Source organism: Variovorax sp. GW823-FHT02B07, assembly GCF_058797695.1.
Genome location: NZ_JBXAJX010000002.1, coordinates 118014 through 131198, shown reverse-complemented (window position 1 = coordinate 131198; position 13185 = coordinate 118014). Strand labels below are relative to the sequence as shown.

General features: G+C 68.2%; 13 protein-coding genes. 6 read left to right on the top strand and 7 right to left on the bottom strand.

Annotation, left to right across the window (positions count from 1 at the left end):
* Positions 1-14 precede the first annotated feature (14 nt).
* The 4 genes from AC1RGU_RS11855 to AC1RGU_RS11840 all read right to left on the bottom strand — a co-directional run bounded on the left by AC1RGU_RS11855 (position 15) and on the right by AC1RGU_RS11840 (position 2648).
* A complete protein-coding gene (locus AC1RGU_RS11855; RefSeq protein WP_070062404.1) occupies positions 15-368 on the bottom strand; it encodes a RidA family protein in 354 nt (117 codons plus the stop codon).
* Between the two features lie 7 nt (positions 369-375).
* Positions 376-1011 (bottom strand): glycerol-3-phosphate 1-O-acyltransferase PlsY, encoded by a 636-nt coding sequence (gene plsY, locus AC1RGU_RS11850; protein ID WP_062469978.1) that lies wholly within the window; start codon positions 1009-1011, stop codon positions 376-378.
* A gap of 74 nt (positions 1012-1085) precedes the next feature.
* Positions 1086-1577, bottom strand: a complete 492-nt coding sequence (locus tag AC1RGU_RS11845; protein WP_159275754.1) for an aminoacyl-tRNA deacylase — start codon at positions 1575-1577, stop codon at positions 1086-1088.
* A gap of 9 nt (positions 1578-1586) precedes the next feature.
* Entirely contained in the window at positions 1587-2648 is a 1062-nt protein-coding gene (locus AC1RGU_RS11840) for an aldo/keto reductase (protein WP_062469984.1), read from the bottom strand.
* 118 nt (positions 2649-2766) lie between these two features.
* Here AC1RGU_RS11840 and AC1RGU_RS11835 point away from each other — a divergent pair, with 118 nt between their 5' ends.
* The gene (locus tag AC1RGU_RS11835; protein ID WP_492699098.1) at positions 2767-3693 is read left to right on the top strand and encodes an alpha/beta fold hydrolase; all 927 of its coding nucleotides are present in this window, start codon (positions 2767-2769) and stop codon (positions 3691-3693) included.
* 2 nt (positions 3694-3695) lie between these two features.
* Here the strand turns inward: AC1RGU_RS11835 and AC1RGU_RS11830 are convergent, their stop codons facing one another.
* Positions 3696-4391 (bottom strand): aspartate/glutamate racemase family protein, encoded by a 696-nt coding sequence (locus AC1RGU_RS11830; RefSeq protein WP_492699096.1) that lies wholly within the window; start codon positions 4389-4391, stop codon positions 3696-3698.
* Positions 4392-4523: 132 nt separating this feature from the next.
* On the opposite strand from AC1RGU_RS11830, the gene AC1RGU_RS11825 reads away from it, so the two are divergent.
* Together AC1RGU_RS11825 and AC1RGU_RS11820 are read left to right on the top strand one after the other, a co-directional pair.
* Positions 4524-5357: a MetQ/NlpA family ABC transporter substrate-binding protein gene (locus tag AC1RGU_RS11825; protein WP_307696000.1), complete on the top strand. Its 834-nt coding sequence runs from the start codon at positions 4524-4526 to the stop codon at positions 5355-5357.
* Positions 5354-6709 (top strand): LLM class flavin-dependent oxidoreductase, encoded by a 1356-nt coding sequence (locus AC1RGU_RS11820; protein ID WP_492699093.1) that lies wholly within the window; start codon positions 5354-5356, stop codon positions 6707-6709. The genes AC1RGU_RS11825 and AC1RGU_RS11820 overlap by 4 nt, the downstream gene beginning before the upstream one ends.
* Before the next feature lie 142 nt (positions 6710-6851).
* Here the strand turns inward: AC1RGU_RS11820 and AC1RGU_RS11815 are convergent, their stop codons facing one another.
* Positions 6852-7754, bottom strand: coding sequence for a LysR family transcriptional regulator (locus AC1RGU_RS11815; protein ID WP_159273302.1), 903 nt, complete (start codon positions 7752-7754; stop codon positions 6852-6854).
* 111 nt (positions 7755-7865) lie between these two features.
* Here AC1RGU_RS11815 and gcl point away from each other — a divergent pair, with 111 nt between their 5' ends.
* From gcl to AC1RGU_RS11800, 3 genes are read left to right on the top strand one after another with little or no spacing between them, the layout of a single operon-like run.
* Positions 7866-9659, top strand: coding sequence for a glyoxylate carboligase (gene gcl, locus AC1RGU_RS11810; RefSeq protein WP_095746339.1), 1794 nt, complete (start codon positions 7866-7868; stop codon positions 9657-9659).
* Positions 9660-9676: 17 nt separating this feature from the next.
* A complete protein-coding gene (gene hyi / locus AC1RGU_RS11805) occupies positions 9677-10462 on the top strand; it encodes a hydroxypyruvate isomerase (protein ID WP_492699877.1) in 786 nt (261 codons plus the stop codon).
* Between the two features lie 23 nt (positions 10463-10485).
* A complete protein-coding gene (locus AC1RGU_RS11800; protein WP_492699879.1) occupies positions 10486-11397 on the top strand; it encodes a 2-hydroxy-3-oxopropionate reductase in 912 nt (303 codons plus the stop codon).
* 304 nt (positions 11398-11701) lie between these two features.
* On the opposite strand, the gene AC1RGU_RS11795 is transcribed toward AC1RGU_RS11800, so the two are convergent.
* Positions 11702-13042 carry an NAD(P)/FAD-dependent oxidoreductase gene (locus AC1RGU_RS11795; protein ID WP_492699881.1) on the bottom strand — a complete coding sequence of 447 codons (1341 nt, stop codon included), beginning with the start codon at positions 13040-13042 and terminating at the stop codon, positions 11702-11704.
* Positions 13043-13185: the final 143 nt, after the last annotated feature.

Here is a 13185-nt window from a genome sequence, read left to right as displayed (position 1 = left end):
CTCCCGATCTGGCCTCAGGCCTGTGCGGCCGTGACGACGATCTCGATCTTGTAAGCCGCGTTGGCCATCTTGGCCTCCACGGTCGCGCGCGGCGGGGTATTGCCGGCCGGAATCCACGCGTCCCACACCTCGTTCATGGCGCCGATGTCGCCGATGTCGGCCAGGAAGATCTGCGTCATGAGGATGCGCGACTTGTCGCTGCCGGCCTCGGCCAGCAGGCGGTCGACCATGCCGAGCACCTGCGCGGTCTGGCCGCGGATGTCCTGCGTGGTGTCGTCGGGCACCTGGCCCGCGAGGTAGATGGTGCCGTTGTGCACCGCGGTCTCGGACAGACGCGGGCCGACGTGGAAGCGGGTGATGGATGCCATGGTGAGTTCAAGCCTTTTTCTTCGAGCCGAGTTTCGACTCCGTGCCGGCCGCGAGCCGGCGGATGTTTTCGCGGTGCCGCCAGATCAGCAGCAGACTCATGATGATGATCGCAATCAGCACCGTGCGGTCGAGTGGCCACGCAATGTTTCCACCCAGCAGGTAGTAGGCCGGTGCGAAGAACGCCGCCACCAGCGACGACAGCGACGAATAGCGGAAGAAGATCGCGATGATCAGCCAGGTCGCGCCCGTGGCCAGCCCCAGCCAGGGCGCGATGCCCACCAGCACGCCGGCGGCCGTGGCAACGCCCTTGCCGCCCTGGAAGCCGAAAAACACCGGGTACAGGTGGCCCAGGAAGGCCGCCAGGCCCGCCAGCGCCGCCACGCCCTCGCCCAGCCCCCACTGCGCGCCGAACTGGCGGATCAGGAACACCGGCAGCCAGCCCTTCGCCGCGTCGAGCAGCAAGGTGGCCAGCGCGGCGCCCTTGTTGCCCGAGCGCAGCACGTTGGTGGCGCCGGGGTTGCCGCTGCCGTAGCTGCGCGGGTCGGCCATGCCGAGCGACTTGCTCACGATGACCGCGAACGACAGCGAACCGATCAGGTACGACGCCACGATGGCAAGGAGGGAAGGCAGATCGAAACTCAAGGCGGGTCTCCGGGGAACGGATTGTTGTTGTGCGCCGCCGGCCTGCATGCCCGGCGGGAAAAAGCAAACGCCGGCTATTCTGCCAGCGCGCACTGCACGGGCTTGGCGCCCAGCAGCGTCACGCACACCTGCGGATCGATGCCCACGAGGTAGCCGCGCCGCCCGCCGTTGATCGCGATCTTCGGCAGTTCGAGCACGCTCGACTCGATGTAGACCGGCATCTCGCGCCGCGTGCCGAAGGGCGAGGTGCCGCCCACCATGTAGCCGCTGTGGCGCTGCGCCACCTCGGGCTTGCAGGGCTCGACCGACTTGGCGCCGATCTGCCGCGCGAGGTTCTTGGTCGACACCGTGCGGTTGCCGTGCATCAGCACGATCAGCGGCCTGGCGTCCTGGTCCTGCATCACCAGCGTCTTGACCACGGTGAACGGATCGAAGCCCAGCACCTGCGCGCTGTGCTGGGCGCCGCCGTGCTCCAGGTACTCGTAGGGGTGCTCGGTGAAGGCGACCTTGTTCGCCCGCAGCAGCTGGGTGGCGGGCGTCTCGGAAACGTGGGCTTTCTTGCTCACTTGCTCAGGTCAGGCGGCGGGGTCGCGGATGTCCAGGCGGATCTTGTCGATCTCGGCCAGCACCTCGGCCGACAGCGTGGTGCCATAGGCGTCCAGGTCTTCGTCGAGTTGCGCCACCGAGGTCACACCGATGATCGTGCTCGCCACCTGCCACTTGGTGTAGCAGAAGGCCAGTGCAAGCTGCGTGGGGCTCAGGCCGTGGTCGCGGGCGAGCTGGTTGTAGCGCCGCGCCGCGCGCAGCGCGTCGGGCTTGCCCCAGCGCTGCTTGCGCACCGACTCGTAGCTCGAGATGCGTGCGCCCTTGGGCGCGTCGGGGCCCTCGATGCCGCTCTGGTCGTACTTGCCGGTCAGCAGGCCGAAGGCCAGCGGCGAGTACGCCAGCAGCGACACGCCGAGCCGGTGCATGGTCTCGTCGAGCGCGTTCTCGTGCGCGCGGCTCACCAGGTTGTAGACGTTCTGTACCGACACCACGCGCGGCAGCCCGTGCTGCTCGGCTAGCCGCACGAACTCGTGCACGCCGTAGGGCGTCTCGTTCGACAGGCCGATGGTGCGCACCTTGCCCGCCTTCACCAGCTTGCCCAGCGCCTCGAGCTGGTCGTGGATCGGCGTCTGCGAGGTTTCCTTCTCGGGGTTGTAGTGGATGTTCCCGAACACCGGCACGTGGCGCTCGGGCCAGTGGATCTGGTACAGGTCGATCACGTCGGTCTGCAGGCGGCGCAGGCTGCCGTGGCACGAGGCCTCGATGTCGGCCGCCGTCATGCCCGTGCCTTCGCGCACCCAGGGCATGCCGCGCGAGGGGCCGGCCACCTTGGTGGCCAGCGTGATCTTCTGGCGCGTGCCGGGGTTGGCCGCAAACCAGTTCCCGATGATGGTTTCGGTCGCGCCGCAGGTTTCCTTGCTTGCCGGCACCGCGTACATCTCGGCCGTGTCGATGAAGTCGACGCCGCGCTCGAGCGAACGGTTCAGGACGGCGTGGGCGGTGGGCTCGTCGACCTGCTCGCCGAAAGTCATGGTGCCGAGGCAGATCGGGGTGACGTGGAGGTCGCTCTGACCGAGTGGAATCTTTTTCATGCGCGGAATGCTAGCGCGCCCGCGCGGCAGGCGCTGCCCCGGCCCCGAGAAACCGAGCGCCGCCCTGTCCTGTGGCGGACTGCGCGCGGCGCGGCCTCTCCGTATCATCGAGCGCCATATGTACCAAGCCCTCCGCCCCTCGCGCAGCGAATTCGTGCCCGTGCGCAACCTGAACTACCACGTCCGCCTCTGGGGGCAACCATCGAGCGAGCGCCCGCCGCTGGTGCTGGTGCATGGCTGGATGGACGTGGCGGCCTCCTGGCAGTTCGTGGTCGATGCGCTGAAGGACGACCGCTTCATCATCGCCCCCGACTGGCGCGGCTTCGGCCTCACCAACGGCGGCGGCGTCGACAACTACTGGCTGCCCGACTACCTGGCCGACCTCGAATGGCTGCTCGACCACTACGCCGGCGAGGGCGACGATGCCCGCCCGGTCGACCTCGTCGGCCACAGCATGGGCGGCAACGTCGCCATGCACTACGCGGGCGTGCGCCCCGCGCGCATCCGCCGCCTCGTCAACCTCGAGGGCTTCGGGATGCCCGCGCGCCAGCCCGCCGAGGCGCCCGCGCGCTACGGCCAGTGGATCGACGAGCTCAAGGGCCTGCACCGCGGCGAGAAAGCGCTCGCGGGCTATTCGGCGGTGGACGGCGTGGCACGCCGCCTCATGAAGACCAACCCGCGCCTCACGCAGGACAAGGCGGACTGGCTGGCCGGCCACTGGTCGGCGCCGCAGGCCCAGGCCGACGGCAACACGCGCTGGCAGATCCTCGGCGAGGCCGCGCACAAGATCGTCAACGCCAACATCTTCCGCGTCGACGAGACGCTCGCGCTCTATGCGCGCATCACCGCACCGACGCTGATGGTCGAGGCCTCGGACGACAGCCTGCACGGCTGGTGGAAAGCGCGCTACACGCTCGCCGAGTTCCACGAGCGCCTGAAGTCCGTGCCCTCGGTGCGCATCGAGCAACTCGACGATGCGGGCCACATGCTGCACCACGACCAGCCGCAGCGCGTGGCGCAGCTGATCGAGGAATTCCTCGCCTAGTTTTACTTCTGCGTGGCGCGGCGCAAGGCCGCGCGCGCCAGCAGCCGCGTCGAATCCAGCGTCGGCAACGGCGAGTTCGCGTCGCTCATGATCAGCGGAATCTCGGTGCAGCCGAGCACGACCGCATCGCAGCCCTCGGCGTCCTTCAGGCGCTGCATCACGCGCTGGAAGGTGGCCACGGCCTCGGGCTTGAAGAGGCCGCAGACCAGCTCGTCCATGATGATCCGGCCGATCTCGGCGCGCTCCTCGACGGTGGGGCGCACGTATTCCAGGCCGCGCGCCGAGAGCTTCTCGGGATACACCTCGCTGTCGGTCAGCCAGCGCGTGCCCGTGATGCCGATGCGGCGAAAGCCCCGGCGCACGGCCTCGTCGGCCACCACCTCGGCGATGTGCAGCCAGGGCCGTGGCGAACGCGGCGCCACGTGGTCGAAGGCCTGGTGGATCGTGTTGTCGGGGCAGATCAGGAAGTCCGCGCCCGCCGCGGCGAGCTTGTGCGCGGAGCCGAGCATCAGCGCGCCCACGCCCGCCAGGTCGCCCGCGTCCAGGCAGCGCGTGTACTCCGCGAGCGAGGGCGTGTGCATCGACACCTCGGGGTGCGCGTGCGGGCCGAGCAGCGCCGCGCCCTCGATGCAGATGGTCTTGTAGCAAAGGGCCGCGCCTTCGGCGGAGCAGCCGACGATTCCGATGTGCAGGGTCATGGGACGCATCCTACAAAAGCCGGCGCGGTTTATCCGGCCCGCGGATATGCAAGCGCGCAAATCTTCGTTCGCGACGCGCAGCGTGCGCCCTAGAGTGCCCGACTCCCCTTGCCGTCTCCCGGAGTTGTCGCCATGCCTTCCCTTTCGCGCGCGCCCTCGTGGCTGCGCCGCCTCGCCCCGCTGTCCGGCGGGCTCGCACTGAGCCTGCTGCTGCTCGCGCCCGCCCACGCGGACGACCTGCGCGTCGGCTTCATGCCGGGCCCCTACCGCGACGCCTTCACCCACGGCATCGAGCCCCAGCTGAAGAAACTGGGCTACAGCATCAAGTACGTCGAGTTCAGCCAGGGCGTACAGCCCAACGACGCGGTGGAGCGCGGCCAGATCGACGCCAACATCTTCCAGCACTCGCTGTACCTGAACGCCACCAACAAGCAGCAGGGCTTCGACCTCGTGCCCGTGGTGCACGTGCCGACGCCGCCCATGGGCCTGTATTCGCGCCGCCACAAGACGCTCGACGCCGTGCCCGACGGCGCCACCGTCACGCTGCCCGCCGACCCGGTGAATGCGGCGCGTGCGCTCAACATCCTCGCGGCCATCGGCTGGGTCACGCTCAAGCCGGGCGTGAGTCCGCTGAGCGTGTCGGAGCGCGACATCGCGAGCAATCCCAAGCGCCTGAAGATCGTGCCGCTGGACGCCGCGCAGGCGCCGCGCTCGCTGGCCGACGCCGACCTCGCGGCCGTGCAGGGCAACTTCGCCGTGGCCTCGGGCCTGAAGCTCACCGAGGCGCTCAAGCTCGAAGACATGACGCTGCCCTACGTCAACGTGGTGGCGGTGAAGCGCAGCAACGAAAACGCGAAGTTCGCGAAGGACATCGCCACCGCCTACCAGTCGCCCGAGTTCCAGAAGTTCTTCAAGGCCAACCCCGTGTGGGCGGGCTACCGGCTGCCGGACTATTTCAGCCAATGAGCAACAACAACGCCACCGCGCCGCGCAGGCAGCTGCACCTCAACGTCAACATCCTGCATTCGGGCTTCGTGCCCTCGGCCTGGCGCCTGCCCGAGAGCGACCCGTGGGCCTTCGCCGACATCCAGCACTACATCCGCACCGCGCAGATCGCCGAGGCCGCCAAGCTCGACGCCGTGTTCCTGGCCGACAACGCCGCCATCGTCGACCAGATCCATTTCCGCCCGATCACCGCGCTGGAGCCCACCATCCTGCTGGCCTGCGTGGCCGCCGCGACCACGCACATCGGCCTCATCGCCACGGCCTCCACCAGCTACAACGAGCCCTACAACCTCGCGCGCCGCTTCGCCACGCTCGACCACGTGAGCGCCGGCCGCGCCGGCTGGAACATGGTGACCACGGCCGACCTGCCCTCGGCGCGCAACTTCGGCCTGGACACCACGCCCGACCACGCGAAGCGCTACGCGCGCGCCTCGGAGTTCGCCGACATCGTCAAGGCGTTGTGGGACAGCTGGGAAGACGATGCCTTTGTCGGCGACAAGGCCGCCGGCCGCTTCATCGACCCGGCCAAGGTGCACGCCCTCGCGCACCGCGGCGGGCACTTCGCGGTGCAGGGTCCGCTCAACCTGCCGCGCCCGCCGCAGGGCCACCCCGTGCTGGTGCAGGCCGGCGCCTCGGCCGACGGGCGCGAGCTCGCGTCGCGCCATGCCGAAGCCGTGTTCTCCGCCTCGCAATCGTTCGAAGAATCGCAGGCCTACGCACGCGCCCTCAAGACCCGCGCCGCCGAGCTGGGCCGCGGCCCCGACGCGGTGAAGGTGCTGGCAGGCCTCACCACCATCGTCGGCGCCACCGAAGCGCAGGCGCTTCGCCGCCGCGACGCGCTGGTCGATTTGATCCCCTGGGACTACAGCCTCACGCGCCTGGCCGGCACGCTGGGCATCGCGCCCGACCGCCTCAAGCTCGACGAGCGCCTGCCCGACGACCTGCCGCTGCCCGGCAATGGCAACGGGAACCACACTTTCTTCAACGCCGTGGTCGCGGCCGGGCGCACGCACGGCTACACGGTGCGCCAGCTGATCCGCGAACTCGCGGGCGGCGGCGGGCACCGCGTGATCGTCGGCACGCCCGAGCAGATCGCCGACGACATCGAGCGCTGGTTCAGGGGCGGCGCGGCCGACGGTTTCAACCTGATGCCCGACGCGCTGCCACATGGGCTGCAGGACTTCGTGGACGGCGTGGTGCCGATCCTGCAGAAGCGAGGCATCTTTCGCACCGAGTACGAGGGGCGCACATTGCGCGACCACCTCGGATTGGCCCGGCCTGCAGGGCGGGCGGCGCAACGGCTTGCAGCCTGAAGGTTCCGTTCCCCACAGCGTGCCCTGTGCCCAGGACACTGGGTGCTTCCCGCAGCGAAATCAAGGAGGAGGGGCGAAGCCCCGGGGGACATTCGCGGAGGGAAGTACCCGGTGGCCTGGGCACGCGCCCCGAACAGTCGGCTCAGGCCTCCCACCACCCCTCGTCAAACCGCCCCTGCAGAAACGCCACAAACCCCGACACCTTCCCAGGCACCAGCTTGGGCGAAGGAAACACAGCGTGAATCTCCTGCTCAGGCAGCGCATGGTCCCCAAGGACGGCGTTCACCTTGCCAGCAGCCAGCGATTCACTCGCCACATAGCGCGGCATCAACGCGATCCCCAACCCATCACGCGCCGCAGCCAGCACCGCCGACAGGTTGTTCGACCGGAAGCGCCCCGACACCGGCACCGTCACCGGCTCCCCGCGCGGCGTGTGCATGCGCCAGAACTCGTCGCCCACCACACTGCTGTAGATCAGCGCCACGTGCGCGCTCAGGTCCTGCGCGCGCTTGGGCGTGCCGTGCTTCTTCAGGTAGGCCGGCGACGCCACCATGACCCACGGATTCGCGCCGAGGTAGCGCGCCCCCAGTGACGAATCGGCCAGCTTGCCCATGCGGATCGCCACGTCGATGCCCTGCGCGATGAGGTCGACATAGCGGTCCTCGAAGCTCAGGTCCAGCTGCACCTGCGGATGCCGGCGCATGTACTCCAGCGCCAGCGGCACCACCACGCGCCGCCCGAAGGCCACCGACGTGCCCACGCGCAAGAGGCCCTGCGCCTGGTTCTGGCGCAGCTGCACGATGCTGTCGGCCTCCTCCGCGTCGCGCACGATGGTCTTGCACTTCTCGTAGTACAGCGCGCCCGGCTCCGTGAGGCTCACGCCGCGCGTGTTGCGGTTGAGCAGCCGCACCTTCAGGCGCGCCTCCGTGGCCGCGACCTGCTTGGTCACGGTGGGTTGCGTGGTGTTGAACTCGCGCGCCGCCTTCGAGAAGCTGCCGGTCTCGACGACCCGCACGAACATTTCCATAGCCAGTAGACGATCCATGGCCGGATGGTAGCCAGTTATTCCATGGCGGAATAGGTTTTATGGCCCCCAGCCGTCTTCTTGGAATGCGCCCCGCTTCCTACAGTGAGGCCACCTCAAGGAGACTTTCAAATGGCAAAGATGACAGCGGTCCAGGCCGCAGTTCTGGTGATGGAAAAAGAAGGCGTCACGCAGGCCTTCGGCGTGCCGGGCGCGGCGATCAACCCGCTGTACTCGGCCCTGCGCCAGCGCGGCAGCATCTCGCACATCCTCGCGCGCCACGTCGAGGGCGCCTCGCACATGGCCGAGGGCTACACCCGCGCCGTGGCCGGCAACATCGGCGTGTGCATCGGCACCTCGGGCCCGGCGGGCACCGACATGATCACGGGCCTGTACTCGGCCTGGGCCGATTCCATTCCCATCCTGTGCATCACCGGCCAGGCGCCGCGCGCCCGCCTGTACAAGGAAGACTTCCAGGCGGTCGACATCGAGTCGATCTCCAAGCCCGTCACCAAGTGGTCGGTCACCGTGCGCGAACCCGGCCAGGTGCCGCAGGTGTTCCAGCAGGCCTTCCACCTCATGCGCTCGGGCCGCCCGGGCCCCGTGCTCATCGACCTGCCCTTCGACGTGCAGATGGCGCAGATCGAGTTCGACATCGACGCCTACGAGCCCCTGAAGCCCTACAAGCCGGCCGCCACGCGCGCCCAGATCGAGAAGGCCATCGGCATGATGCAGGCGGCCGAGCGCCCGCTGATCGTGGCCGGCGGCGGCATCATCAACGCCGACGCGTCCGACCTGCTCGTGCGCTTTGCCGAAGCCACCGGCGTGCCGGTGATCCCCACGCTCATGGGCTGGGGCGCCATTCCCGACGACCACCCGCTCATGGCCGGCATGTGCGGCCTGCAGACCAGCCACCGCTACGGCAACGCCACCGTGCTCGCTTCGGACTTCGTGCTGGGCATCGGCAACCGCTGGGCCAACCGCCACACCGGCTCGGTCGACGTCTACACCAAGGGCCGCACCTTCGTGCACGTGGACATCGAGCCCACGCAGATCGGCCGCGTGTTCACGCCCGACTTCGGCATCGTCTCCGACGCCAAGGCCGCGCTCGAACTCTTCGTCGAAGTGGCCGAGGAAATGAAGGCCGCCGGCAAGCTCACCGACCGTGGCGCCTGGGCCGGCGAATGCCGCGAGCGCAAGAAGACCTTGCTGCGCAAGACCAACTTCGACACCGTGCCGATGAAGCCGCAGCGCGTGTACCAGTGCATGAACAACCACCTGGAGCGCGACACCTGCTACGTGAGCACCATCGGCCTGTCGCAGATCGCGGCCGCGCAGTTCCTGCACGTGTACAACCCGCGCCACTGGATCAACTGCGGCCAGGCCGGCCCGCTGGGCTGGACCATTCCCGCCGCGCTGGGCGTGCGTGCCGCCGACCCGACGCGCAAGATCGTCGCGCTCTCGGGCGACTACGACTTCCAGTTCATGATCGAAGAGCTGGCCGTGGGCGCGCAGTTCAAGCTGCCCTACCTGCACATCGTGGTCAACAACTCCTACCTCGGCCTGATCCGCCAGTCGCAGCGCGGCTTCGAGATGGACTACTGCGTGCAGCTGGCCTTCGACAACATCAACGCACCGGCCGACGCCGGCATCGAAGGCAGCTACGGCGTCGATCACCTCAAGGTGGTCGAGGGCCTGGGCTGCAAGGCGATCCGCGTGCACAAGCAGGAAGAGATGGCGCCCGCCATCGCCCGCGCCGAGGCGCTCATGGCCGAGTTCCAGGTGCCGGTCGTCATCGAGGTGATGCTGGAGCGCGTGACCAACATCGCGATGGGCACCGAGATCGACGCCATCAACGAATTCGAACCGCTGGCCGAAAGCATGGCCGACGCACCCACGGCCCTCGCCGTGGCGATGCTGGATTGATCGAGGAGACAAGAGACATGCCCAAGTTCGCAGCCAATCTCACGATGCTCTTCACCGAGCTGCCGTTCATGCAACGCTTCGAGGCGGCCGCCAAGGTCGGCTTCAAGGCGGTGGAGTACCTCTTCCCCTACCCCTTCGAAAAGAAGGAACTCACGGCCGCGTTGCGCGCCAACGGCCTGCAGCAGGTGCTGCACAACCTGCCGGCCGGCAACTGGGACAAGGGCGAGCGCGGCATCGCCTGCCACCCGGACCGCACCGGCGAGTTCCGCGAAGGCATCGCGCTGGCCATCGACTACGCCACGGCGCTGGGCTGCCCGCAGCTCAACTGCCTGGTCGGCAAGGTGCCGGCGGGCGTGAGCACCGACGCCGCGCACAAGACCGTGGTCGAGAACCTGCGCCTGGCAGCACGCGAACTCGAAGCCGCGGGCCTGCGCCTGCTGATCGAGCCGATCAACACCTTCGACATCCCCGGCTTCTTCCTCACGCGCACCGACCAGGCGCTGGCGCTGATCGACGAGGTGGGCTCCAACAACCTGCGCGTGCAGTACGACATCTACCACGCACAGCGCATGGAAGGCGAGCTGGGCAACACGCTCACGAAGCAGCTGGCGCGCATCGGCCACATCCAGCTGGCCGACAACCCCGGCCGCGGCGAGCCGGGCACGGGCGAGATCAACTACCCGTGGCTGTTCCAGCACATCGACGCGCTGGGCTACGACGGCTGGATCGGCTGCGAATACAAGCCCCGTGCCACCACCGTCGAAGGCCTCGGCTGGCGCGAAGCCCTCACGAAGAAGCAATGAACGTTCACGAAGGAAACAGAGACATGACCACTGCAGCACAAAAAATCGGATTCATCGGCCTGGGCATCATGGGCGCCCCCATGGCGGGCCACCTGCTCGAGGCAGGCCACGAACTCTTCGTGAACACGCACGGCAACACGCCGGAGCCCTTCGTCTCCAAGGCCACCATCTGCGGCTCGGCCGCCGAAGTGGCGCGCAAGGCCGACATCGTCTTCATCATGGTGCCCGACACCCCTGACGTGGAGAAAGTGCTGTTCGGCGCCCCCGGCGCGGAAGGCGTGGCCGACGGCCTGAAGGGTTCGCAGGGCAAGATCGTGGTGGACTGCAGCTCCATCGACCCGATCGCCACCAAGGAATTCGCGCGCCGCATCGTCGCGCTGGGCGCCGGCTACATCGACGCGCCGGTCTCGGGCGGCGAAGTGGGCGCCAAGGCCGCGAGCCTGACGATCATGTGCGGCGGCGACGAAGGCACCTTCGGCCGCGTGAAGCCGCTGCTGGACAAGATGGGCAAGAACGTGACCCTGGTGGGCGGCGCGGGTGACGGCCAGGTCTGCAAGGTGGCCAACCAGATCATCGTGGCGCTGAACATCGCCGCCGTGAGCGAAGCCCTGGTGTTCGCCTCGAAGGCCGGCGCCGACCCGGCCAAGGTGCGCCAGGCGCTGATGGGCGGCTTTGCCAGCTCGCGCATCCTCGAAGTGCACGGCGAACGCATGATCAAGCGCACCTTTGCACCGGGCTTCCGCATTTCGCTGCACCAGAAGGACCTGAACCTGGCGATGCAGAGCGCCCGTTCGCTGGGCGTGGCGCTGCCGCAGACCGCAAACGCAGCGCAGCTGATGAACGCCTGCGCGGCGATGGGCTACGGCCAGCTGGATCACTCGGCGCTGGTGAAGGCGCTGGAGGCGCTGGCACAGCACACGGTCACGCCGGACTGAGCCTCACGTGGCGGGGTCATTCGGGGAACGTGCCCAGGCCACCGGGTACTTCCCTCCGCGAATGTCCCCCGGGGCTTCGCCCCTCCTCCTTGATTTCGCTGCGGGAAGCACCCAGTGTCCTGGTCACGGGACACGCTGCGGGTGTGCGGCCGATCAACGACCCTTGCGAACAACGCTCGTGTCGATGGGGTGCCTTGCGCAGCGAAATCAAGGAGGAGGCCGCAGGCCGGGGGACATTCGCGGAGCAAGGTGCCCCGTCGGCGCGAGCGCGCCCCGAATGCCCCGCGCGGCCTCGCCGCAGGAATCAGCTCTTTGCAGCTTCCAGAGACTCTTTGAGATTGCGCCGGCGCCATGCCCAGGTCTTCACGGCCTGCGGCAGGATGCCCAGGCACGACGCGTAGTACGTCACCTTGAAGCCCCAGAAGCGCGGCCCGATGGGCGTGTTACGGAACAGGTCGCCGGCCAGGATGGACAGCAGCGCCTCCTGCATGCGCCAGATGTTGCGCGGCGCCATGAACAGGCGGCGGATGGCGGGCGAGGTGATGCGGTAGATGAACCACGAGAACATCTTCGGCCCGTGCTTCATCACCTTCTCGTAATGGCGGAAGGCCTTCTCGGCCTCCTTCGCCTCGCCCTTGAGCCAGTGGTCGGCGCAGGTCGCGGCCTCGAAGCCGCTGTTCATCGCCAGGTACACGCCCGAGGAGAACATCGGGTCGACGAAGGCGTAGGCGTCGCCCACCATCATGAAGCGGTCGCCACGGCAGAACTTGGAGTCGTAGGCGTAGTTGCCGGTGGTGGTGGCGCCTTCCATGAGCGTGGCGTTCTTCAGCCGCGCGGCCAGCTTGGGCGCCAGCGCGATGGTCTGCATCAGGAAATCTTCGAGCGACGCACCCTGGCGCCGCTTGAAGTAGGCCGGCGAGGCCACGGCGCCCACGCTCACCGTGCCGTCCTTCAGCGGGATGTACCAGAACCAGCCGTGGTCGAACCAGAAGAGCGAAATGTTGCCCTCGAAGCGGCCCAGCCGGCGCTCGGCGTTGGCGAAGTGGCCGTACAGCGCCGCGCTCGCATGCTTGCGGTTGCGCTGCTTGGCGTCGAACTGGTTCGACAGCAGCGTGTCGCGCCCGCTGGCGTCGATCACGAAGCGCGGGCGCCATTCGGTCTCGGTGCCGTCGTCGGCCTTGACCTTCACCAGCGCCCGGTTGTCGGGCGTGCCCTTGCCCGCGTCCATGTCGACGCCGGTGACGCGCCGGCCCTCGAAGGTGCGCGCGCCGCGCTTGCCGGCGTGGCGGAACAGCAGTTCGTCGAATTCCGAACGGCGCACATGCACCGCATAGGGAAAACTCTTGTCCATCGCCTGGCCGAAGTCGAAGTGGCTGCTGTGGTCGTGCCAGGGCGAGACGAACTCGGCGCCGTGCTTGCGCAGGCCGATGGCCTCGACCTCGGTGCGCACGCCGAGCCGGTCGAACAGCGGCATGTTCATCGGCAGCAAGGATTCGCCGATGTGAAAGCGCGGGTGCTGCGCCTTCTCGAGCAGCACCACGTCGTGGCCCTTGTCTGCGAGCAAGGCGGCCACCGTGGAGCCCGAAGGGCCTCCGCCGATGACCACGACATCCGGCTCGGTGCCGGTGAAAGGTCCGGGTGTCATTCGATGTCCCTCCGTGTTGTTCTGTGGTTGTGGACGTTGGTTCGCCGCACCGCCCGTGCGGCACGGATTTGCCCCCCGGAAACGGGGGTGTTGAAGTTTAGCGAGTCGGCAGACCCTCTCGATCAGGCGGAAGATAGAGGGTC